The organism is Sphaerisporangium flaviroseum, assembly GCF_039537005.1.
Taxonomy (GTDB): Bacteria; Actinomycetota; Actinomycetes; order Streptosporangiales; family Streptosporangiaceae; genus Sphaerisporangium; species Sphaerisporangium flaviroseum.
The window spans coordinates 127,262-150,244 of the sequence record NZ_BAAAZR010000004.1; the positions used below are offsets into that span (position 1 = coordinate 127,262).

Annotated in this window: 18 protein-coding genes and 1 pseudogene; 11 read left to right on the plus strand and 8 right to left on the minus strand. The window is 70.8% G+C overall.

The window, feature by feature from the left end:
• Positions 1-187 precede the first annotated feature (187 nt).
• Genes ABD810_RS12360 through ABD810_RS12370 form a run of 3 tightly spaced genes read right to left on the minus strand, consistent with a single transcriptional unit; the run spans position 188 to position 3,316 of the window.
• The gene (locus tag ABD810_RS12360; RefSeq protein WP_344938142.1) at positions 188-1,162 is read right to left on the minus strand and encodes an ABC transporter permease; all 975 of its coding nucleotides are present in this window, start codon (positions 1,160-1,162) and stop codon (positions 188-190) included.
• Positions 1,149-2,087 carry an ABC transporter ATP-binding protein gene (locus ABD810_RS12365; protein WP_344938144.1) on the minus strand — a complete coding sequence of 313 codons (939 nt, stop codon included), beginning with the start codon at positions 2,085-2,087 and terminating at the stop codon, positions 1,149-1,151. Before ABD810_RS12365 ends, ABD810_RS12360 begins: the two co-directional genes overlap by 14 nt.
• A gap of 59 nt (positions 2,088-2,146) precedes the next feature.
• Positions 2,147-3,316, minus strand: coding sequence for a LolA family protein (locus ABD810_RS12370; RefSeq protein WP_344938146.1), 1,170 nt, complete (start codon positions 3,314-3,316; stop codon positions 2,147-2,149).
• Between the two features lie 216 nt (positions 3,317-3,532).
• On the opposite strand from ABD810_RS12370, the gene ABD810_RS12375 reads away from it, so the two are divergent.
• The 3 genes from ABD810_RS12375 (at position 3,533) to ABD810_RS12385 (ending at position 7,084) form a co-directional block, all read left to right on the plus strand.
• Positions 3,533-4,207 carry a response regulator transcription factor gene (locus ABD810_RS12375; RefSeq protein ID WP_344938148.1) on the plus strand — a complete coding sequence of 225 codons (675 nt, stop codon included), beginning with the start codon at positions 3,533-3,535 and terminating at the stop codon, positions 4,205-4,207.
• Entirely contained in the window at positions 4,197-5,564 is a 1,368-nt protein-coding gene (locus tag ABD810_RS12380; RefSeq protein WP_344938150.1) for a sensor histidine kinase, read from the plus strand. Before ABD810_RS12375 ends, ABD810_RS12380 begins: the two co-directional genes overlap by 11 nt.
• Positions 5,565-5,656: 92 nt before the next feature.
• On the plus strand, positions 5,657-7,084 hold the full coding sequence (locus ABD810_RS12385) for a pyridoxal phosphate-dependent decarboxylase family protein (RefSeq protein WP_344938152.1): 1,428 nt from the start codon (positions 5,657-5,659) through the stop codon (positions 7,082-7,084).
• A 48-nt stretch (positions 7,085-7,132) separates the two neighbouring features.
• Here ABD810_RS12385 and folP read toward each other — a convergent pair whose 3' ends face one another.
• Both folP and ABD810_RS12395 read right to left on the minus strand, forming a co-directional pair.
• A complete protein-coding gene (gene folP / locus ABD810_RS12390; protein WP_344938154.1) occupies positions 7,133-7,969 on the minus strand; it encodes a dihydropteroate synthase in 837 nt (278 codons plus the stop codon).
• An 83-nt stretch (positions 7,970-8,052) separates the two neighbouring features.
• Positions 8,053-8,922 carry a LysR family transcriptional regulator gene (locus tag ABD810_RS12395; protein WP_344938155.1) on the minus strand — a complete coding sequence of 290 codons (870 nt, stop codon included), beginning with the start codon at positions 8,920-8,922 and terminating at the stop codon, positions 8,053-8,055.
• A gap of 201 nt (positions 8,923-9,123) precedes the next feature.
• On the opposite strand from ABD810_RS12395, the gene ABD810_RS12400 reads away from it, so the two are divergent.
• From ABD810_RS12400 to ABD810_RS12410, 3 genes and pseudogenes are all read left to right on the plus strand, one after another.
• Entirely contained in the window at positions 9,124-10,686 is a 1,563-nt protein-coding gene (locus ABD810_RS12400; protein ID WP_344938157.1) for a neutral zinc metallopeptidase, read from the plus strand.
• 325 nt (positions 10,687-11,011) lie between these two features.
• Positions 11,012-12,598: an LCP family protein gene (locus ABD810_RS12405; RefSeq protein ID WP_344938159.1), complete on the plus strand. Its 1,587-nt coding sequence runs from the start codon at positions 11,012-11,014 to the stop codon at positions 12,596-12,598.
• A 251-nt stretch (positions 12,599-12,849) separates the two neighbouring features.
• Positions 12,850-13,431 (plus strand): annotated as a pseudogene (locus ABD810_RS12410) (IS30 family transposase); the annotation flags it as partial.
• Between the two features lie 140 nt (positions 13,432-13,571).
• Here ABD810_RS12410 and ABD810_RS12415 read toward each other — a convergent pair.
• The 3 genes from ABD810_RS12415 to ABD810_RS12425 all read right to left on the minus strand — a co-directional run bounded on the left by ABD810_RS12415 (position 13,572) and on the right by ABD810_RS12425 (position 17,167).
• Positions 13,572-14,468: a hypothetical protein gene (locus tag ABD810_RS12415; protein ID WP_344938161.1), complete on the minus strand. Its 897-nt coding sequence runs from the start codon at positions 14,466-14,468 to the stop codon at positions 13,572-13,574.
• Positions 14,465-14,818 carry a PadR family transcriptional regulator gene (locus ABD810_RS12420; protein WP_344938163.1) on the minus strand — a complete coding sequence of 118 codons (354 nt, stop codon included), beginning with the start codon at positions 14,816-14,818 and terminating at the stop codon, positions 14,465-14,467. Before ABD810_RS12420 ends, ABD810_RS12415 begins: the two co-directional genes overlap by 4 nt.
• A gap of 369 nt (positions 14,819-15,187) precedes the next feature.
• On the minus strand, positions 15,188-17,167 hold the full coding sequence (locus ABD810_RS12425) for a spermine/spermidine synthase domain-containing protein (RefSeq protein WP_344938165.1): 1,980 nt from the start codon (positions 17,165-17,167) through the stop codon (positions 15,188-15,190).
• Between the two features lie 233 nt (positions 17,168-17,400).
• On the opposite strand from ABD810_RS12425, the gene ABD810_RS12430 reads away from it, so the two are divergent.
• The 5 genes from ABD810_RS12430 to ABD810_RS12450 all read left to right on the plus strand — a co-directional run bounded on the left by ABD810_RS12430 (position 17,401) and on the right by ABD810_RS12450 (position 22,983).
• Positions 17,401-18,801, plus strand: coding sequence for a S8 family peptidase (locus ABD810_RS12430; RefSeq protein WP_344938166.1), 1,401 nt, complete (start codon positions 17,401-17,403; stop codon positions 18,799-18,801).
• Between the two features lie 47 nt (positions 18,802-18,848).
• The gene (locus tag ABD810_RS12435; protein ID WP_344939021.1) at positions 18,849-19,076 is read left to right on the plus strand and encodes a hypothetical protein; all 228 of its coding nucleotides are present in this window, start codon (positions 18,849-18,851) and stop codon (positions 19,074-19,076) included.
• A gap of 219 nt (positions 19,077-19,295) precedes the next feature.
• Positions 19,296-20,306, plus strand: a complete 1,011-nt coding sequence (locus tag ABD810_RS12440; protein WP_344938168.1) for a LacI family DNA-binding transcriptional regulator — start codon at positions 19,296-19,298, stop codon at positions 20,304-20,306.
• 80 nt (positions 20,307-20,386) lie between these two features.
• Positions 20,387-21,694: an alpha-L-fucosidase gene (locus ABD810_RS12445; protein WP_344938170.1), complete on the plus strand. Its 1,308-nt coding sequence runs from the start codon at positions 20,387-20,389 to the stop codon at positions 21,692-21,694.
• Positions 21,691-22,983, plus strand: coding sequence for an ABC transporter substrate-binding protein (locus ABD810_RS12450; RefSeq protein ID WP_344938172.1), 1,293 nt, complete (start codon positions 21,691-21,693; stop codon positions 22,981-22,983). The genes ABD810_RS12445 and ABD810_RS12450 overlap by 4 nt, the downstream gene beginning before the upstream one ends.

Here is a 22,983-nt window from a genome sequence, read left to right on the forward strand (position 1 = left end):
CACTGACCCGCGGGCCGTTCCGCCGCCGGCCCGCGGGCCGTTCCGCCGCCGGCCCGCGGGCCTGTCCCCGCCACTGACCCGCGGGCCGTTCCGCCGCCGGCCCGCGGGCCTTCCCGCCGCTGGCCGGTGGGCGGGACGGCGCGTGACCTGGTGACCGGGTCCTGGTGCGCGAGCGCCCGGACCCGGCTCAGCTGGTGATGTCGCGGCCGGAGAAGCGGCCCCAGGCGATCGAGCCGAAGACCACCGCGTAGGCGGCGAACACCAGCAGCCCCTGGGTCATCACGTCGCTCGCGACCGGGTCGCGCAACGCGCCGTCGAAGGCACCCCACCACGAGGTCAGCAGGTAGGGCTGCACCGCCTCGAGCTGCGGGATCAGGCTGAAGACGTGCGAGAAGACCACGGTCACGACGGTCGCCGCGACCGCGCCGATCGGCACCTCGGTCAGCGTCGAGACGGCCAGGCCGACGGCCCCGAGCGCCGCCATCCCCGCGGCGCTGTACCCGGTGACGATCAGGACGCGCAGCAGCCCGTCGGCGAGCGGCACCGTCGTACCGGAAAGCAGCGTGACCGGGCCCACGGGGAACAGCGCGAAGCCGGTGACCAGCGCGGCGACCGCGACGACCGAGCACGCGGCGAGCGCGAAGACGGCCACGTTGGCGAACTTCACGACCAGCAGGCGGGTGCGCCCGGCCGGGGCGGTGAGCAGGTACCTCAGGGTGCCGCCGTTGGCCTCCCCCGCGATCGAGTCGCCCGCGACGACCGCGACGGCAAGCGGGAGAAGCAGCTCGACCAGCAGCGTCAGCGAGGCGAAGGTCAGCATCAGCCCGTTGCCCGCCACCTGCGTGATGATCGAGGGCGCCTCGGCGTCCGAGTCGACGACCCGGAGCACGATCCCGATCAGCACCGGGACGAAGGCGAGCACGACCAGCATCGCGATGTTGCGCGGCCTGCGGAAGGTGAGTCCGAGCTCCGAGCGCAGCAGCCGTAGCGCCGCCCGCACCGGCCCCCGGCTCCCGGGCGCCATCACCGCCGCGCCAGGCCCGGCAGGCCGCCCGGTGGACCGCTCGGCGGGCTGCTCGGCGGGCTGCTCGGCGGGCCGATCCACCGGGGGCGTGGGGGCGGCCACCGGCGTGGCGGTCCGCGCCGTTCTAACCGTCGACATCGAATCCCTCTCCTGTCAGGCCCACGAACAGCTCTTCCAGACTCGGCCGCGTGACGGCGAAGCCGCGTACGGCGACGCCGTCCCTCACGAGCTCCGCGCAGACACGCTCCGGCTCGAGGCCGCCGAGCTCGGCCGTGACCTCCTGCTCCCCGGTGCGCACGTCGGCGAGGCCGAGGCCTCGCAGCACGTCCGCCGCCTGGCCGGGATGGGGGCTCTCCACGCGGACGCGGGGAGCGTGCCCGCCTCGCAGCTCGGCGATCGGCCCCTGGGCGACCAGCCGCCCGGTGCGCATCACGCCGACGTGGGTGCACATCTGCTCCACCTCGGTCAGCAGGTGGGAGGAGACGAAGACGGTGGTGCCGTCCGCCGCGATGTCCTTGATCAGAGACCGCACCTCCCTGGTGCCCTGCGGGTCCAGCCCGTTGGTCGGCTCGTCCAGCACGAGCAGCTCGCGCGGGCCGAGCAGCGCGGCGGCGATGGCCAGGCGCTGGCGCATGCCGAGGGAGTACGCCCGGTACCTCTTCCCGGCCGCCGCGCCGAGCCCTACCCGGTCCAGCGCGACGCCGACCCTGCCGGTGACCGTGCGGGGGTCGGCGGTCGGGTCCGCGGCGTCGTAGCGGCGCAGGTTCGCCTCGCCGGAGAGGTAGGGGTAGAAGGCCGGCCCCTCGACGAGGGCTCCGACCTTCGGCAGGGCGGCGGCGAGCCCGGCGGGCATGGCCTGGCCGAGCACCTCACAGCCCCCGCTGGTGGGGTTCATCAGGCCGAGCAGCATGCGGATGGTCGTGGTCTTGCCCGAACCGTTGGGGCCGAGGAAGCCGAAGACCGAGCCGCGCGGCACCGCGAGGTGCAGATCGTCGACGGCGACCTGCCCGCCGCGGAAGCGCTTGGTCAGCCCTCGCGACACGATCGAGCAGTCGCCAGGCATGTGCGGGGCCCCTTGAGGGGGCGCCGCCTCGTGCGCCCCCTCCCCCATCGTCGTCGTCATCACTTGTGGCCGGCCGCCTCGGCCAGCGCCTCGGGGGTCACCGCGCCGACCAGCAGCCTGCCGTCGTCGGTGAGCAGCGCGGAGACCAGCTTGCTCTGGACGACCCTGCCGCTCCCCCAGGGCCCGGAGACCTGCTTGGCCGACTTCAGCAGCGAGTTGACCATCTGGGCCGGGTCACCGCCGCGCCCGTTCTCGCGCCCCGCCTCCTGCTTGGCGAGGTCGTCGATCGAGAAAGGCATCTGGACGATGGTCCCCCAGCCACTGCCCGACATGCGGGGCTTGTCCGCTTCCTTGGCCAGTGGGCCGTGGTCGGCCCCCAGCTCATGGGAGTCCTTGCCTGCGGCGCCGATCGTCTTCTCCTCGACCTTGGCGCCGGCCGGCGGGGTGAAGGCGAAGTTCTCCGGAGCGGGCGCGGAGAACGTCACCTGGGTGAAGCCGACCTCGAACGCCGGCTCGGCCGCGCCCTTGGCGAAGACCTGGACGCGCAGCGGGACGTAGGTCTCCCCGTCGAGCGCGAGCTTGACCTCCTTGACCAGGGACGAGGAGTCCTTGGGCGTGAGGACGAGCTGGTAGGCCGCGCGGCCCGCGATGTGCTGGCCGTTCTCGACCGTGACGGCCGTGTTGGTCTCGGCCGCCTTCAGCGCGTGGGCCGCCAGCTCGTTGGGGGTCGTGGCGGTGGGCAGGGCGGAGTGCGCGGTCTCGAGGCCGGTGGCCTTGGCCCCCGCCGGCAGCTTGAAGCGCGTGGCGGTGTTGGAGGTGCTCTCCCACACCCAGGCCTCGCCCTTGCCGGTGGAGATGAAGTCGGTCTCGCTCATCTGGCCGGGCAGCGCGAGCCGTACCCGGCCGTCCCCGCCGTACCAGACCCGGATCGTGTGCGAGCCCGACAGCAGGGACAGCGGCGAGCTGCTCGTGCCCCCGGGGATCGGCAGCGAGGGCAGGCCGAGGGAAGCCGTCTCCACCAGGGTGCCCGACATCGCGGGCGGTTGCCTGTCGTGCGCCGCCTTGGCGACCTCCGCGAGCAACTGCTCGGCGGTGCGGTCGGGGAGGGAGGGATCGCCCTGGACGGCGGCGATGACCGGCCCCGCGCCGACCGCGGCTCCCACCACGGCGATGGCTGCGACCGGGACTCCCCACCTCACGGCGCGTGCTCTTCTCGACTGGGGCGACATGTCACTCCTTAACGGTATGTCTTCCTGATCCGACATCCGCAGACTGCCGTGCGGAGCCTGTGCCGAAGCTGAGACAGACTGAGAGGGCTCTCAGCTGCGACCCGCCCCGGCGGCTTCCGCAGGTGGGAAGGTCTGGGGCCGCCGCCGGCTCTCAGCCGGGTCTCAGGGGGGACAGGCCAAGATGGCGGGACAGGTGTCACTTCTCGGGAGGTCCGGATGCGCGTGCTCGTCGTCGAGGACGAGAGGCGGATGGCCGCCGCGCTGCGGCGCGGGCTGCAGGCCGAGGGCTTCGCGGTCGACCTGGCCCACGACGGCGAGGACGGCCTGCACCTGGCCAGGGAGGGCGACTACGACGTGGTCGTGCTCGACATCATGCTGCCCGGGCTTTCCGGCTACAACGTGTGCAAGCGGCTGCGGGCCGAGGAGAACTGGGTGCCGATCCTGATGCTCTCGGCCAAGGACGGGGAGTACGACCTGGCGGACGGCCTCGACCTGGGCGCCGACGACTACCTCACCAAGCCGTTCTCCTACGTCGTGCTGGTGGCCCGTCTGCGGGCACTCATGCGGCGTGGCGCGCGCCGCCGCCCTGCGGTGCTGCGGTCGGGGGACCTCACCCTGGACCCGGCGGGCCGCACGGTCACGCGCGGCGACACCGCGATCGAGCTGACGCCGCGGGAGTTCGGCCTGCTGGAGTTCCTGCTGCGCCGTCCCGGCGAGGTGGTGTCGAAGTCCGAGATCCTGGAGCACGTCTGGGACACCTACGACACCGACCCCAACGTGGTCGAGGTCTACGTCGGCTACCTGCGCAGGAAGATCGACGTCCCGTTCGGGCGTAACGCCCTGCAGACCGTGCGCGGAGCGGGCTACCGGCTGGTGGGCGATGGAGGCTGACCGGTCGCCGCTGAACTGGTGGCGGCGCAAGAGCCTCCGCTTCCGGCTGACCGCCACCGCCTCGGCGGTCCTGGCGCTGGCGCTGGCCGTGGCGGCCTGGCTGCTGGTCGGCGTGCTCGGCCAGGCGCTGATCGCCTCCACGGACAAGGTCGCCTACCAGCGGGCCAGGGAAGTGGTCGCGCTCGCGGACGACGGCCGGCTGTCCGACCCCGTCCCCGTCTCTGACGGCACGATCGTCCAGGTGCTCGACTCCCGGGGCCGCATCAGCCACGTCACCCTCGGCGCCGACCGCCTGGTCCCGCTGGTGGGCGCCCGCGCGCGGGAGTCCGTGCTGCCCGACGGCCAGGGCCGGTTCGTGGACGGCGGCCCGTACGGCATTCCGGGGCCGCTGCGCGTGGTCGTCCTGCGCGCCGACCGCGGCAGGACGGTGATCGTCGCGCGGTCGTTCAAGGACGTCGGGGACAGCCTGACCACCACCGTCCACATGCTGGTCATCGGCACCCCGGTGCTGCTCCTGCTGCTCGGCGCCGCCAGCTGGCTGATCATCGGGCGTACGCTCCGGCCGATCACGGCGCTGCGCCGGGGCGCGGCGGAGATCAGCGGGACCGCCCGCGCGCGCAGGCTCCCGGTCCCCGAGGCGCGTGACGAGGTGCACGAGCTGGCCACCACGCTCAACGACATGCTGGCCCGGCTGGAGGCCGCCGAGGCCTCGCAGCGCGCGCTGATCTCGGACGCGGCCCACGAGCTGCGCAGCCCTCTCGCCAGCATCCGCCTGCAACTGGAGGTCGCGCTCGGCCACCCGGATGGGCAGGAGTGGCCCGAGACGGCGGAGGGCGTCCTTGAGGACACGCTGCGCCTCAGCCGGCTCGCCGAGGGGATGCTCACCCTGGCGCGCCTCGACGAGCGGCGGAGCCCGGCCCGCCGGCAGCCCGTCGACCTCGGCGAGCTGATCGGCGCCACGGCGGAGCGGTACGGCGACGTCCTCGTGAAGGTCACGGTGGCGCGGCCGGCGGTGGTCGACGGCGACGCCATGGACCTCGGGCGGGTCCTGGTCAACCTGCTGGACAACGCCGTGCGCCACGCGGGCTCGCAGGTGGGCGTGGAGCTGAGCACGGAGGGGGCCGAAGCGGTGATCACGGTCACGGACGACGGGCCGGGGATCCCCGAGGCCGACAGGGAGCGCGTGTTCAACAGGTTCACCCGGCTCGACAGCTCCCGCAGCCGCGACGACGGCGGGGCCGGGCTCGGCCTGGCCATCGTCCGCGAGACCGTCCGCGCCCACGGCGGCTCGGTCCACCTGGAGGACGCCTCCCCCGGCCTGCGCGCCGTCGTACGGCTGCCGCTCTCCGCCACGTGATCGCGTGGTAATGTCCCTCGCCGACCGAGTTGGGCTGGTGTGTGCGCGGTGACGCCCGCACCGCCGGTGCCACCGTGCACAAGGGAGGACCCGTGCTGCCCGAGAACGGCCGTCCCGCCGACGAGCTCCTCGCCGAGATCGCCCGGCTCAAGCGCGACGACCTGCAGGTTCGCGGTGGCAAGGTCACCGCGTACGTCTACGACACCGGCCGTCCCGAGGTGCACGAGGCGGCCGCGCGGGCCTACTTCGAGATGCTCGAAGTGAACACCCTGGACCCCACGGCGTTCCCGAGCATCGTCGCGATGGAGAAGCAGGTCGTCGGGGCGGTGGCCGACCTCCTCGGCGGCGGCCCGCACACCCCGGGCATCTTCACCAGCGGCGGCACCGAGTCGATCATGCTGGCCGTGAAGGCCGCCAGGGACACCCGCCCCGTCGCCGGGACGCCGCGGATCGTGGTGCCGGTGACCGCGCATCCGGCGTTCCACAAGGCTGCGCACTACCTCGGTGTCGAGGTGGTGCCCGTGCCGGTGGACGCCGTGACCTTCCGTGCCGACCCGGCCGCCGTGGCCGCGGCGATCACGCCCGAGACCGTGCTGGTCGTGGTCTCGGCCCCTTCCTACCCGCAGGGCGTCATCGACCCGGTCACCGACATCGCGGCGCTCGCCGCCTCCCGCGGTGTGCTGTGCCACGTGGACGCCTGCGTCGGCGGCTGGCTGCTGCCGTGGCTGGCGGAGGCGGGGGCGGCGGTCCCGCCCTTCGACCTGTCGGTGGCCGGCGTGACGTCCATCTCCTGCGACCTGCACAAGTTCGGCTACGCGCCCAAGGGCGCCTCGGTGGTGCTGTTCGCCGACCCCGCGCTGCGCCGCGCCGCGTACTTCGCCTCGGCCGCCTGGCCGGGGTACACGGTGATCAACGCCACCGTGCAGAGCTCGAAGTCGGCGGGCCCGCTCGGCGGCGCGTGGGCGACCCTGAACGCGCTGGGCCGCAGCGGCTACCTGGAGCTCGCCAAGAGCACCCTGGAGGCCACCCGCAGGCTCGTCGAGGGCATCGGGGAGATCCCGGGCCTGCGCGTCCTGGGCGAGCCGGAGTCGTCGCTCGTGGCGTTCGCCGGTGAGGACGGCGTGGACGTGTTCGTGCTGTCGGACGAGGCGCGCAGGCTCGGCTGGTTCCTGCAGCCCCAGCTGTCCTACGCGGGCATCCCGGCGAACCTGCACGTCACGGTCACCGGGGTCACCCTGGCCGGTGTGGAGGCGATGCTGGAGGTGATCGCCGCGTCGGCGGCGGCCGCCAGGCAGAGGGGCCCGGCGCGGATCCCCGAGGGGCTGACCGAGATCCTGGCCACGCTCGACCTGGACGCGCTGGACGACGCGACGTTCACCGAGCTGGCCGCGTCCGTCGGGGTGGAGCTCGGCGGCGAGGGGCAGCCGGAGATGGCGACGGTCAACACGGTCCTCGACGCCCTGCCCGCCGAGACCCGCGAGGCGATCCTCATCAGGTTCCTGTCGGTCATCTACAGCTGAGCGCGGGCCACCGCGACTTCCTTGTGCCCGGGAGGCGTCCCGTCCGGCTCAGCCGCGCCTGAGGCGCTCGACGGCGGCGAGCGCGGTCCTGGCGGAGGCGGCGTCGTGGACGCGGAAGACCCTGGCTCCCTGCCACGCCGATACGGCGAGCGTGGCCAGGCTTCCCGCGTGGCGCTCGGCGACGGGAAGCCCGCCCAGCACCTCGCCCACGAAGTCCTTGTTGGAGACGGCGACGAGCACCGGCCACCCCGTGGCGACCATCTCCGAGAGCCTGCGGCCGACCTCCAGGGAGTGCCAGGTGTTCTTGCCGAAGTCGTGGGCCGGGTCGATGAGGATCGCGTCCTCGCGCACGCCGGCCCGTACGGCGCGCTCGGCGAGCCGGAGGGTGTGGGAGATCACGTCGGCCACCACGTCGTCGTAGGCGATGCGGTGCGGCCGGGTCCTCGGGGTGACGCCTCCGGCGTGGGCGCACACCAGTCCGATGCCGTGCTTGGCCGCGACCTCGGCCAGGCCGGGATCGGGGCCGCCCCAGGTGTCGTTCAGCAGGTCGGCCCCGGCCTGGGCGACCGCCTCGCCGACCTCGGCTCGCCAGGTGTCCACGCTGATCACCAGATCGGGATGGGTCTCGCGCATCGCGCGGACCAGGTCGACGACCCTGCGGATCTCCTCGTCGGCGTCCACGATGTCACCCGGGCCCGCCTTCACCCCGCCGATGTCGACGATGTCGGCCCCGGACCGGACCGCCTCGCCGACGGCCGCCAGGGCGGCGTCGAAGCCGAATGTCCTGCCCTGGTCGTAGAAGGAGTCGGGGGTGCGGTTGACCACGGCCATGACGGCGAATTCGCCTGGCCGGAACTCGCGGTCGCGCAGGCGCAAAGTAGGCATCGCGGCAAGCCTACGCCGCTTCGCCGGCAGGGCACGGACGCTTCCGGCCGGTGCGGAGCGCCATGGGAACGCTCCAAAACGGCTCAGACTGCAGATCTGTTCTCTGCCACGGTAAGGAAGTCCTGTGCCATGCCCGGAAGGCGCCTGCGCGCGTGCACCAGCGCGATGATCCGACGCAGCGGCGGGTCGAGGGAGCGGACCACCAGCCCGGCCCTGACCGCCTGCTCCGCCATCCCGCGATACCCCAGCAGGGACGCCGAGGCCGAACGGATCGTCGACAGCCAGCCACCGCGTTCGTCGGTCTCCGCGGCGACGATGGGCCGCACGCCGTAGGTGGCGAACAGCTGGTCGAACTCCCTGCGCCGCGCGCTGCCCGGCAGCGGAAGGACCAGCCTCATGCCGTTCATGCGGATCATCGGGATCGACTCGGGGAGATCGAGCCCGGGCGGCGAGATCAGCACGATCTCCTGCCGTTCCAGGGGATGGCTCACCAGATCGGCCGGAACCGGTAAATCGGTCAGCCCGAGATCGGCGCGCTGCTCCCTGATCGCGTTCACGACACCGTCACGCCCGTCACACCGGACGATGTGCACGCGCACGCCCGGATGCTCGGAGACGTAGGCGGGAAGCAGGCGGCCCGCCAGCCCCGACTCCAGGCTCGGCGGCGAGGCGATGCGCAGTTCGCTTCCCCCCGAATGCGTGTGCGTGGCCAGCGCCTCGATCTCATGCACGGCGTCGAGGGCTTCCTTGGCGAGTTTGACGACGCGGCGGCCTTGGGGCGTCACCACGACGCCCCGGCCCGAACGAGCGAAAAGCGTCATGCCGAGTTCACGTTCCAAGTCGCGGATCGCGCGGGAAAGCGCGGGCTGCGCGATGTAAAGCGATCTGGCCGCGTCGGTCATGGTGCGGTGCTCCGCAGTGGCGACCACATAACGGAGCTGCTGCAGATTCATGGGTTCGAAGCTAGGGCAGAGGGGTGCGGCGATTCCGGAACATCGCAGAGATCACCTTGGATGATTTCAGAATGTAACCAGATACGGCTACATGCGTGACTACTGAGAAATGAGTACAGTTCTGCCCTAAATGCGCCAGAATGTGGATCTTGTGACTGGGGAGAACGCTCGGCCCTGTGAGGCCGGGAAGGGGGCGCATTAATGGCTACCAGTGGACACCATCCACCACCACCCCCGCCGGGGGGACGCCATCCCTATCCACCCCCGCAGGATCCGGGCCGGCACGCCGGTCCCGGACCGCAGGAGGCGCCTCCCGCGCAGCCGTACCCGCCCCGGGGATCGCAGCAGCCGCCCCCGGGATACCCGCCACAGGGATACCCGCCCGCGGCACCGCCCCCGCAGGGGCAGCCGTACCCCGGCCGGCAGCCCTACCCGGGGCAGCAGCCGTATCCGGGGCAGGGCCCCGCGTACCCCCCGGGCCAGGGCCCCGCGCAGCCGTACCCGCCGCAGGGACCCGCGCAGCCGTATCCACCGCAGGGGCCCGGACAGCCCTACGGCCAGCCGTACGGGCCGGGACCTTCCCAGCCGCCGTACCAGGCTCCACCCCCGCCGCCGGGCGGCCAGGCGCCGTACCAGCCTCCCGCGCCCGGATGGAACGGCCCGCCCGGCCCGCCTGCCGGCCCGTACGGGTCGCCGGGCCATCTGGCGCCCAACTGGCACCCGCCGAAGCGCAAGTCGAGCGCCGGGGCCGTCATCGGCGGCCTGCTCGGCGTGATCGCCGCCGTCTTCGTCCTGCTGGTGATCGGGTCCGCGGCGCTGAAGAGCGCCAGGCACCCCGACCCGACCTCGCCCATCGCGATCCCGACGTACACGCCGCCGAGCTACAACCAGTACACGCCGAGCCCGGAGTCCACGGTGTCCTCGCCCGTCGACACGCGGCCCACGCAGCGGCCCGAGACGTCGGCGACGCCCCGGCGCGACACCTCGCAGTCGAACACCAGCACCAACACCCAGACGACCCGCCCGGCGCTGAACACCACCCTGAAAGCGAACACGGTCTACCGGGTCGGCACGCTGCCGCGCGTCTCCTGCCGCGCGCCCGCGACGAACATCTTCAACGACGCCCAGCTGAAGTCGCTGATCCTCAGGACGGGGAAGTGCATGGGCCGGACGTGGGCCCCCGCGCTGCAGCGGGTCGGCATCGGCTTCTCCCCGCCGGGGTACGCCATCACGACGCGCGGCGGCCGGGGCGCGTGCGGCGACTTCCCGCAGCGGGGCAGCATGGTGCCCTACTACTGCCCGAGGAACATGACGATCTACGCCTCGACCAGGGCGATGGCACGTGGCAACGGCAACTCACGCGGATACGGCTCGCTCTCGAGCTGGCACGGCGCGATCATCGGCATGATGGCCCACGAATACGGTCACCACGTCCAGATGCTCTCCGGGCTCGCCAACGCGCGGTGGACCAAGCACCTGGCCTCGCGATCTGAGAGCGGCAGGAACGCGCTGAGCCGCCAGTACGAGCTCCAGGCGAACTGCTTGAGCGGCATGTGGATGCGGTCGGTGGCGGCGAGCTACCCGATCCCGCCGGCCCGCCGCAACAACCTGTACTACTTCTTCTCCAACGTCGGGGACTACCCCGGCTACCCCCGTGACCACGGCAGGCCGGCCAACAGCGGCCGATGGTTCCGGCAGGGATACGAACGCAACAAGGCCTACCAGTGCAACACCTTCCTGGCCCCCGCCTCCACCACCTCCTGAGAGCGGCGCCCGGCCCCTGAGGGGCCGGGCGACCGGCCTGTTGCGACCGGTTCTAGGGGTGGTCTCCGCCTGGCTCCTGAGAGCGATGACCGGCGCCGAGGGGCCGGACGACCGGCCTGACACCCGCCTTGCCGGTCTTGACACCATGTGTCAAGGATCATCTGAGTTAAGACACTTGTTACCGTCCGATTCCCCGATATTGGCTTTGCGTCAGTGATGTCCAAGTATGGGGGTTAGAATCCTGGAAATCCGTGAACGTGCGGGGGGCCGACGATGGGTTTCTCCTGGTTGGCGGCTGGATTCCGAGAGTCATGAGGGAGCGCTTGTGACCACGCCTGTGGGGCGTACCGTGGGGGAGCCGGCCGGCGACGGCCGAGAGAATCCCACCCCGAAGCGGCAGCCCGCCACGCCTCCCCGTTACGCCAAGGCCCCCACCGCCGCATCGGTCATCGGATGGACGGCCCTGTCAGCGCTGATCCCCGGCGCGGCCCACCTCCGCGCAGGCCAGCGGCGCACCGGCTTCATCCTGCTGGGCATCTTCGGCCTCCTTCTTGTTCTGGGCGTCGTCGGCGCCGTCGTCATCAGCACGAACCTGGGCCTTGCCGTCAAGGACAGCACCCTGGTGGCGGTGACCGTCGTGGCGGCCGTCTGCGCACTGGCCTGGTTCGCGCTCGTCATCCTGTCCTACATCGCGCTCGGCCCCGACCGGCTCCCCCAGACGGGCCAGATCGTCTCGGGCATCGTGGTCGGCATCCTGTGCGTGAGCGTCATGGCGCCCTTCGCGCTGACCGCGAGCAGCATGATGACCGTGCGCGAGACCGCCGACGCCATCTTCCCGAGCGACCAGGCCGGCACGACGGCGGCGCCCATCAAGCAGGAGGACCCGTGGAACGGCCGGCGCCGGGTCAACTTCCTGCTCGTCGGCGGTGACGCCGCCGGCAACAGGACCGGCGTGCGGACCGACAGCATGACCGTGGCCAGCGTCGACGTCAGGACCGGCAACGCGGTCATGTTCAGCCTCCCGCGCAACCTGCAGTTCGTGCGCTTCCCCAAGGGGGACCCGCTCGCCGCGAGGTTCCCCAACGGCTTCACCGGCGACTCCGGGCAGGGCCTGCTCAACGAGGTCTGGCAGTACGCCGAGGACCACGTCGGCAAGGGCAAGGGCCCTCAGGAGCTCAAGAACGCCATCGGCCACACCCTCGGCCTCAAGGTCGACTACTACGCGATCGTCGACATGTACGGCTTCGCCGCCCTCATCGACGCGATCGGCGGCCTCAAGATCCGCGTGGAGCGCGACGTCCCGTGGGGCGGCCACTTCGGCACCGCCGGAACCATCAAGGCCGGCTACCAGAAGCTCGACGGCGAGCACGTGCTCTGGTACGGCCGCTCCCGCGTCGGCAGCGACGACTTCACCCGGATGGGGCGGCAGCGCTGCGTCATGGGCGCGCTGCTCAACCAGGCCACGCCCAGCGTGGTGCTCGCCAACTTCGGCAAGATCGCCACCGCCACCCGGCACATGTTCCGCACCGACATCCCGCGCGACCTGCTGGAACACCTGGTGCCGCTGGCCCTGAAGGTCAAGGACGGCAAGACCACCAGCCTGCAGTTCGTGCCCCCGACCGTCTGGCCGGGCGCCGCCGACTGGGTGAAGATCCGCCGCCTGACCGCCGCGGCCATCAAGGACTCCGAGCGCCGGGTCGGCCGCGTCCCCCTGGCCGCGGGCGTCACCGCCAGCCCCGGGGCCACCCCGTCAGGCTCCGGAGGGCTCACCGCGTCCCCCACACCCAGCGGATCCGCGATCGCCTCCACCCCGGCCCGCACTCCGAGGGCCTCCACCCCCCTCCTGACCCCGACGCCCAACCAGCAGAACAAGGCCGCCGCCAAGACGCTCGCCGAGGCCTGCGGCTTCTGACCCACCCCGCCCGGCAACGGCCCGCCCCTCAGCCCTTCTCTTCTAGTGGTCGTCGCAACACCTCAGTTGAGGGGATGCGATGGACTTCGAGATCCGGGGGGACCGGGAACGCGCTCGGGGTCGCAGGGCGCTTTCCCGCGAGCGGGCAGCATACTTGCGGCTCGTGCAGCAGGGCTTGAGCAACAAGGAGGCGTGCCGGATCGTCGGCATCAACCTCCGGACCGGACGAGAAAACCTTGAGTTACGGGCATACATTCAGGACCATCTGCAAGCCCCGTCGCCTGGCCCAGCAGCGCCGGCCCCGCTACAGCACACCCATGGTCATGATCGGCGAGCGCCCTGCCGAGGCCGACGACCGAGCCGTGCCCGGCCACTGGGAAGGGGACTGCGTCATCGGCAAGAACGGCAACTCCGCCATCGGCACGCTCGTCGAGCGCAGTACCCGCTACGTGATGCTCGTCCACCTTCCGTACGGCCGCAGCGCCGAACTGATGCGTGAGGCTCTCACCCAGACCGTTACGACCCTGCCACGCCACCCGCTGCGATCCCTCACCTGGGACCAGGGATCAGAGATGGGCTCCCACGGCGCCTTCACCCTCGCAACCGACATCCCGGTCTACTTCTGCGACCCGGCAAGCCCATGGCAGCGCGGCTCCAACGAGAACACCAACGGCCTGCTACGCCAGTACTTCGCCAAGGGCACTGACCTGTCCGTCCACACCCGCGAGGACCTCGACGCCGTCGCTGCCGAACTCAACGCCAGACCACGAAAGACGCTCGACTGGGATACCCCAGCCGAGCGTCTCACCATGCTGCTCGCCGCCAACAGGTGATCGTTCGGCGCCCGGAAGGTGTGGATGGGCAGATTAGTCTGCGGCGGTGGCGGCAGTGGGCGGCTGGTAGCGGTAGCGGAAGTTCCCGCGCGGAAACTTGGGCTATGTGTCAGCGATCTTGGGCCATTGCTGCACGGGCGTCAGGCGGGTTTCCCCGCGCGGGCAAGCCATGCCGTGACGCCCAGCAGCGTCGCCGTCGCGACGGCGACCGCCGTCAGACTCGCCAGATCGCTGAACCACGACGGCATGACAGCGACAACGAGAAACGGCGTCAAGATGGCAGCCGTGCGGCGGCCCACAAGGGAGCGCAGTGCCATCACGGCCACCGTGCCGAGGGCGGCCAGCATCAGGACAGCCCCGAAGACCTTGGGCAGCAGGAGGCCTACGAGGCACGCGGCCAGCACCCCGCTCGCCCAGGCCAGCAGCCGCCGCGCCCCCATAGGGCCGGGACCAGGCGACGGCGCTAGGGTCAGCATCACCGCGCAGACGCATGACGGGAGGGTGGACAGCAGCATGCTTGCACCGATCATCGGCCTCGCGGAGATGAGAACCACGTCGCCCACCACTCTGGTCTCTACGGGCAGGGACAGCAGCAGGACCTGCTCGACCGCGCTCAGCGCCGCCATGGCCCACGCGCAAGCGATCGCCGCCCAACGCCGCCCCAGCCACGCCAGCAGCACGATCAGACCGTACGGCAAGGCATAGACGAGATGCGGGAGAGCCTGGTCGAAGGCGAACCGTCCGGCGTACCCGGCGGCGCGAAACAGGCCAGCGCCGAACAGCGTGAGCGGGGCGAGGAGGGCGGCCAGGTCGATGGCGGCCCGCCAGTGCCGCCGTGATGCGGGCGGCGCGACCCGGTGGAGCCGGATCGCTAGGCCGCCGCGCACCACGTCAAGCGCGTCCCGCCTGGCCGGGCGATTCTGGCCCGGAGTCGAGGTCGCCAGCAGCACGGCAAGCATCTCCTCCTCGTGCCGCGCCCGGTGGTCCTTCGGATACCAGGCCAGTAACCGGCGGTAGCGCCGTTCCAGCGCGGTCACAACGCCCCGCCGAGGGACGGCCGCGCGGCCGGGCCGCGGCGCAGCCGCGCGGCGGCGGTGTCGGCGTGCCGGCGCAGCCGTTCGGCCTCGGCCGACAGCCGGGCTGTGCCCTCGGCGGTGAGACGGTAGTAGCGCCGGGCCCGGCCGTCCACGACCTCCTCGTGGTCGGTCTCGATCATTTGCTCGCCCTGGAGCCGGTCGAGCGCGGAGTAGAGCGTGCCGGCGCGCAACCGCACGCGTTCACCGGAGATCTCCAGGACATCGGTGATGATGCCGTAGCCGTGCTGCGGCCCGGCCGCCAAAGCCGTGAGGATCAGGAATGTCGGTTCCTGTATCGACCTACTGTTCATGCCGTCTATATATACCGATGATCATAGTATGGTGCAACTAGAGCGTGAAAATCAGGTTGTCGGGCACCCCCTGCCCCAGCCGCGGGTGGGGCAGGGAGCTTAAGGGACAGCGGCGAGCAACAGCCCGACCGACATTCGCGACGCTGACGGCTTCCCGACCACGTCGGGACCGATGCATGACATGGCCCTCATGAGCCTGCTGGAGAGTGGGCTTAAGGGCTGAGCGCAAGCGCCGATCAGCCAGACCACGAAAGACGCTCGGCGGGGGTATCCCAGCCGAGCGTCTCGCTATGCTTCTCGCAGCCAACCATTGATCACAGTGTTGCGACGACCCCTGGAATGCGCCCCCGGGGGGCGGGCCGTTCGCCGTCACAGCGCTCTGGCGGTCCGGGGCAGCAGGACGAAGGCGCCGAGGTAGAGCAGGGCGGCGACGACCAGGAGGCTTTCGTAGCCGGAGATCAGGGAGAGGTACTCGAGGCAGCCGCCGAGGATGGCGCCGAGGAGGTTGGCCCCGAAGGCGACGGTCGCGTCGGCGGTCTCGGCGAAACGCTTGGCGAAGACCACGTTGGCCGCGAAGATCGGCAGGAACGCGACCACCACCGCGCACACCGCCCGCAGCGGCAGGGGAAGGCCGAGCAGCCAGGAGTTCGGCACCAGGGCGGCCAGCACCAGCCCGCCCAGCAGGATGGCGTACATCACCCGCAGCGGCGGCGTGCGGAAGCGCCGGGTCACCTCCACCGCGGCCAGCACGGCGAGGAGCACCCCGGCGAACACGATGGCGTTGACCACCCACGTGGTGCCGAACAGCAGCGCGAACCCGGTGACGTTCTTGGTCTCGAGCAGGAGGAACGACACTCCCAGCAGGAACAGGTCGGCGTAGGGGCGCATCCGGCGGAACGGCCCGGCGACCGCGCGGACCGCGACCACGCTCACCAGCAGGATCAGCCCGAGCGCGATGAGGTAGATGGACGGGATGTCACGCCCGTGGAGATAGAGGAACGGGCGGTCGTCGATCGCGGGGGGCGGCGTGTCGGCCTTGGCGCCCGCCCAGGCCTGGACACAGCGTTGCGCGTCGGCGGTCACCCCCGCGGTGATCACGGCCTGCTGACCGGAACCGACCTCGTCGACGCAGGGCTTGTGCCCGAAGGCGGCCTGCGCCGTGGAGGCGAGCCGGTCGACGAGCCACTGCTCGCGGTAGTAGTTGTACATCGAGAAGGCGCCGCCCGGCTTGAGGTGGTCGCGGGCGGCACGCATGGCCTCCTGGGTGAACAGGTAGCTCTCCAGGCGGAGCGAGCTGGCGCCGGAGACCAGCGTGAGCGAGTCGGGCAGGGCGAACAGGATGAGGTCGTACTTCTTGCCGGTGCCTTCCAGGAAGGCCCGGCCGTCGGTGACGTGGGTGGTGACGCGCGGATCGCTGTAGGGCTGGTCGGGGTGGTAGGTGCCGCCGAGCTCTCTCAGCTTGGGGTCGATCTCGACCGCGTCCACGTGCTTCGCGCCCTTCGACAGGGCGATGGCCACGTCGGTGCCGCTTCCCGCGCCCACGATCAGCACGTCGTCGAGGCCGGTGACCGCCGCCCGCTCGTACGGCAGGGCGTACTGACGCTCCCACTGCAGCCGGTTCACGGCGGGGATCGCCTGCTGGTGCGGGATGCCGTTCACCGAGATGTCCATGATGGGAACGCCGCTGAAGTCGAAGCGCTTGGAGGTCACCTTGTAGTACGGGGACCACAGCGCGCCCGCGGTGAAGGTCTCCATCGCCAGGGCGCCGACGATGACCAGCGAGGGCACGGCGACCAGGGCGACATAGCGCGTGAGGCTGCGGGGCTGGAGCAGCGCGCCGTACGCGCAGGCGGTGATCAGGCCCCAGGCGACCGGCGGCGCGCTCGCGAACGACAGCAGCGAGAACATCGCGATGCCGGTGAGGCTGCCGATCAGGTCGTAGCGGTAGGCCTCCAGCCGGGGAAGCTCGGGGAAGCACCTGCCGACCAGCTCCGCCGGCCCCATCAGCACCAGCGCCGCCGCGGCGAACACCACGGGCAGGATGGCCCAGGCGGGCGGGCCGCTCGTGGACAGGCTGGTGAAGTAGAGGACGCCCTCGGTCTCGCGGTTCACCGTCACCGGGAAGAACAACACGATCAGCACGAGCCCCGCGAGGACGACCGGCGAGTAGTACGGCTGGGCGCTGGTGCGCCCGACCCGGAGGAAGCCCAGGCCGATGCCGAGGAACGAGCCGAGCAGCACGAAGTTCGTGAAGTAGCTGAGGTGCACGATGTTGGAGCCGGTCCAGCGGATCAGCGCGAGCTCCAGGAAGAGCATGAACGCGCTGGCGATCACCAGCCTCGGGCGCACAGGAATCCGATGCTCTGCGGCGCTGGATTCGGGACGAGACGGCGTGTCTACCTCGGCGATCATGGCTCTCAAGGTAGTCAATCCGCCGCCTTCCGCGAAAGGTTTACACGCGACCACATCGCGACAGGGGACACACGGAAATTCCGGGCGGTGGTTCACCCGTTTTGGTGGTCGAATGCCGGGTGACACGGCATTTCTGCTGGTGGACGTGGTCAGGCGGATGCAGGAACGTGGTGACGTTCGTCTTCGCGATCTCAGGTGGTGTCCTCATGCGGGTCCTGATCCAGCTCCGTCCCTCTCCCGACGTCGTCGCCGCCGTGGCGGCCCCCGATCTGACCGCGACGACCGCGGACGTCACCGACGGGCTTCCCGGGGTCGCGCTCGACCACTCGTTCACGCCCGTGGCGCTCCCCCAGGCGCAGCCGGCGACCGCGGGAGGCGACCCGCTGTCGCTGCACCAGCCGCTGGTGTTCTCCATGGCGCCCGATGAGGCGTCGGTCCTGGTCAGGGGGGAGATCTCCGACGACGACAGCGCGACGCGCATGACGTTGCTGCCGGGCCGGCACCGCGACGTGGTGGGCGTCTACGCCGACCCCGTCATCGAGACCAGCCTCACCTGCGGCGGCACCCCGCCCGTGGGCACCTGGCAGGACGTCGCCCGTCTCCTCGGCACGCCCGAGCTCCACTCCGAGGGGTACGACGGCACCGGCGTGGCGCTGGCGGTCTGCGACACCGGCATCAACGCCGCCCACGTCACCCGCCACCTGGGCAGGGACATCACCATCGACCACGGCCGCAGCTGGAATCCCGGCGGCGTCTCCGGCTCGGCGGGAGGCTTCGAGGTCGACCACGGCACGATGTGCGCATTCGACACCATGATCGCCGCGCCGCGGGCGTCCCTCATCGACATCCCGGTGCTGCTGTCACGACGGCAGGGAGGCACGGCCATAGACGGCCTGTTGTCCGACGCGGTCGCGGCGTTCGCCCACCTGCGCACGGTCCTGGAGGCGCAGCCCGTCGCCACCCGGGCGCTGGTCGTCAGCAACAGCTGGGGGTCGTTCTCCCCGCTGTGGGACCTGGCTCCCGGGCAGCCCGGCAACTACTCCGACAACGCCGCCCATCCGTTCAACATCATCGTGGGCAGTCTCGAACAGGCCGGTGCCGACATCCTGTTCGCGGCCGGCAACTGCGGGGTCGAGTGCAGGGACCGGCGGTGCGCCTACCCCGGCCGGCCGATCGTCGGCGCCAACTCCCACCCGCAGGTCCTGTCCGTCGGCGGGGTCGACACCAACGGCGAGAGGGTCGGTTACTCCTCCCAGGGGCCGGGACGGCTGAGCGACCGCAAGCCCGACATCTGCTCTTACACGCACTTCTCCGGTTCGAAGGCCTTCGGCGATGACAAGCCCGACTCGGGCACCTCGGCGGCCTGCCCGGTGGCCGCCGGGCTCGTCGCCGCGATCCGCACCCGCTGGCCCGCCTCCCAGCTCCCTCCGAGCCAGCTCCGCACCCTGCTCCACCGCACCGCCGACGATCGCAGCGACGTGGGTTTCGACTACGACTACGGGTACGGCATCGCCGACACGGCGGCGGTCCTGAGGACGCTGAAGCGGCGGGCCGCCAGAACGGGGCTGTGAGCAGGCTGCCGTGTACGGGCGCAGGCGGGACGCGTAGCGTGGGGGACATGGTCCTGGTCACGGTACGACTTCCGCAGAGGGCGACCCTCGAGCAGGCCATGCGGCGGCTCGGCCTGACCGAGGACGAGGTGGACACCGCCTACGGGCTCGTCGCGCTCGATCCCGTCGAGGGCCTGTACGTCCTGCGTGTCAGCGAGGAGGCGGGCGCCCGCGTCCCCCCGTCCGCGGGCCCCTTCGCCGATCCCCCCATCGAGCCCTACGGCCCACCCCACTGACACGACCCCACGACCACTCCCCCACGCCGCCCCGCAGACACGAGCCCCGAATCGCGAACCGGCACCTGAACGAACGACCGGCCAGAATGGGCACCGACTCACCCACCCCGACCTCCCACCGCGCACGGCACCCGGCTCACCCGTGCCGCCGCCACATCCGTGCCGCCCCCCGCCGTGCGCGACATAACCAAAGGCCGCCGGGGAGGTTACAGTCCCATCGTGCCGACCAACAGAAAGCCCCGGGTCACCATCGACCATGTGGCGCGGGCGACCGGGGTGTCCCGGCAGACCGTGTCTCGGGCGATCAACAACAAGACCGAGATCGATCCGGAGACCCGGCAGCGGATTCTCGACGCGGCCAGGGCGATGGGATATCGCCCGAGCCGCTTTGCCCGGGGCCTGGTTCGTCAGGATGTGATCACCATCGGTCTCGTGATCGCCGACGTGCTCAACCCGTTCTTCCCAGAGGTGACGGCAGGGGTGCTGCAAGCCGCCGAGCGGCGCGGGTGGCAGGTCGTGGTCTACAACACCGGCTCTGAGTACCGCAAGGAGCTGGAGGTGATCGACATGCTCTTCGACCAGGTGGACGTGGGTGTGGCCTTCCTGTTCCACAATGACGCGATCGCCAAGGCGGCGGGGGCGAACCTGCCGTTCATCCTGCTCGACACGGGCGGCAGGGCGCCGGCGTTGCCGGGCGTGCGGATCGACTTCGAGAGCGGGACGAGGCAGGGCCTCGAGTATCTGATCTCCCGCGGGCATCGCCGGATCGCGATGCTGGACGATGAGATGTACCTCTCGTCAGAGGCGCCGAACACGCGGCGGGAGCTGTATCTCAAGGTCATGGACGAGCGTGGGATAACGGTCGACGCCGGCTGGATCCAGCCCGCGCACAACTCGGTCGAGGGTGGAGCGGCGGCGATGGAGCGGCTGCTGGCGGCCCATCGAGACGTCACGGCGGTGTTCGCCTACAACGACATGATCGCCATAGGCGCCCAGCTCAGGGCGCGCAAGCTCGGCCTGCGCGTGCCGGAGGACTGCGCTTTCCTCGGTTTCGACGGACTGAGCGTCGGCGAACTGGTGGAACCCCCGCTGACCACGCTCCACATCGACAAGCGACGCCTGGGCGAGGTCGCCGTGGAGCAGGCCGCGCTGCTGCTCGGCGGGACCGACGAGGGCGAGATCCCCGAGGCCGTCATCGAACCGCAACTCATCGTGCGGGCCTCGACCTGACTGCTCACTCTTGACATTCTCGTCTGGTTGGAAGAACGTCTCCGTTACCGCTCACGTGAGCGATCACGATTGGAGACGGAATGGCCGGCTCGGGTGGGGCGATCGGTGGGCAAGAAGCCCTGGCGGCCCGTTCTCGCCAGGAATGGCTGCGGAACAGCAGCCTTGGCCTCTTCCTTCACTGGGGCATGGGCACCTGGCCTCCGTACACAGATGTCCGCGCGTGGGAGGACCGCGTCACCAACGACGGATGGACCCCCGGTTACTGGCTCGACAAGGCCGAGGAACTCCACGCCGGCTACCTGGTGTTCGCGTCCTTCCACAGCCGTCTCGGCTATGTCCGCACCTGGCCGTCGCAGATCCCCGGCAGCCCCGCCACCCGGCGCGACTTCCTCGGCGAGCTGGTCTCGGCGGCCAGGTCCAGAGGTCAGAAGATCCTGCTCTACATGACCGACGATCCCCGGTGGCACGACGAGAACGGTGTCGAGTTCCTCGACTCGGCGGGCTACTCCGCGCACAAGGGCAGGCCCGTGGACCTGACCACGCGCGACGGTTTCGGGGAGTTCGCCTCCGACAACTTCGTCGAGGTCATGCGTCGCTATCCGGATCTGGCGGGATTCTGGATCGACAAGGAGAACGGCCACTGGAGGCGGAGCGGCCTGTACGCCCGGATCCGGGCGGAACGGCCCGAATGGATCCTGTCCAGTAACGACCAGGACAGCTTTCCCGCCGACGCGACCATGGACGTCGTCAGCGCGGGCGTCACCGCCGCTGCCCCCGTTCCGCGGTTGACGGAGTCCTGCTTCACCGTCGCCGGGAGCTGGTGGCACGCCGGCGGGGATCCAGCGGTGGACCACGGGCGGGTCATCGCGCGCATCGTCGCCAACGCGGGCTCGTCCACCAAGTCGCTGCTCGCGTTCGGGGCGCGGCACGGAGGGCGGTTTCCGCAGAACCAGGAGGCATTCACCCGATTCGCCGCGACCTACCTGGACGGGATCTGGGAATCGATCGGCGGAACCGAGGGCGGCGGCTCTCCTCACGGCCGCGCTCCCCATGACGGAGCACGGCCGGACCTCGACGGCGAGGGCGCCGCCGCCGTCACCACGGTGCGCCGGGACGATCCTTGCCGGTACTACCTCCACCTGTTGACCAGACCGTCGGGGGACACGGTCCGCGTCAGGGACGACGGCCGCCGGGTCCTGGAGGTGCGCGACGTGCGGACCAGGGAACACCTGGCGTTCACGCAGTCCGGCGGCCATCTGACGATCAGCGGGATCACCACATGGGATCCGTACGACACGGTGTTCGCGCTGAGAACGGCCCGCGCCCTGCCGCATGCGGTGGCGCCGGGAAACACCCCCCACAATTCATCGGAAGGCACCTCGTCATGAAGCACAAGGCTTTACTGACGGCTCTGACCGCCACCGTCGTGCTCAGCGCGTGCAGCGTCGGCCAGGGTGACATCCAGCAGAGCGGCGACGCGACGGCCAAGAAGGAGATCACCTTCCTGGTCTTCGAGACGCCCAACCTCACGCCACAGGTCTGGGACGCGGCGATCAAGCGGGTCACCGACAAGTACCCCGGCATCTCGGTGAAGAAGCTCGTCTCCCCCAGCGAGGACCGGGTCTCCTACGCCAAGCAGCTCCTGGCCTCCGGCCAGTTCCCCGATGTCATGATCGCCGTCTCCCCCGCGGGATTCGCCGAGAGCGGCGCCATGGCGCCCTTCACCCCGGATGAGCTCAAGGACTTCGCCTTCCCGAACAACGGCGCCGTCAAGGGCAAGGTCTATCAGCTTCCCACCAACACCCAGACGATCCCGGTCGTCTACTACAACAAGGAACTGTTCGCCAAGGCCGGGATCGACGCTCCCCCCAAGACGTACGCCGAACTGCTCGACGCCTCGGCGAAACTCAAGGCCAAGGGCATCACCCCGTTCGTGGTCGGCGGCGGCAAGGATCCCTTCGCCTCCACGCTCGCCTGGACGGCGACCCTCGCCACCGACCTGTACGCCAGGACGCCCGACTGGATGGCCAAGCGGCGCGCCGGAACGGTGACGTTCCAGGACCCGGACTTCGTCAAGGCCACGAACAAGTTCGCGGACCTGGCGAAGAACGGCTACATCGACAAGAAGGACATCTCACGGGACTACGCGGCCACCGAGCAGGCCTTCCTCGACGGGAAGGGCGCGATGTACCCGATGGGCAACTGGTTCGCCGCCGCCGGCGACGACGCCAAGCGCAAACCCAAGTGGGAGATCGGCGCCTTCAACTGGCCGAGCGACGACGGCGCCCCGGTCGTCCCCGCGTTCACCGGCGGCGGCATCTCCGTGAGCGCGACGGCCAAGAACCTGCCCGAGGCCAAGAAGTTCGCCCTGGCGTACACGCTGGACAAGGCCAACCTCGACAACTCCGTCCACAATGACGGCCTGTATCCCGCGATCAAGGGATATACGCCTCCCTCGGACACGGGGGCGGTGTTCAAGCTCGGATACGACCTCTACCAGCAGGGCGTGCGGAACGACAGCGTGGTCCAGGCCTTCGGCTGGGAGGCCGGGGACGACGGCATGCCGCCCGGGCTGGTCGACAAGTGGCGGGCCGCGGCGCAGGACCTCATCACCGGTGGCAGGACCGTCGAACAGGTGACCGCCTCCCTCGACGACGAGTGGGCCAAGGCGTCCTGA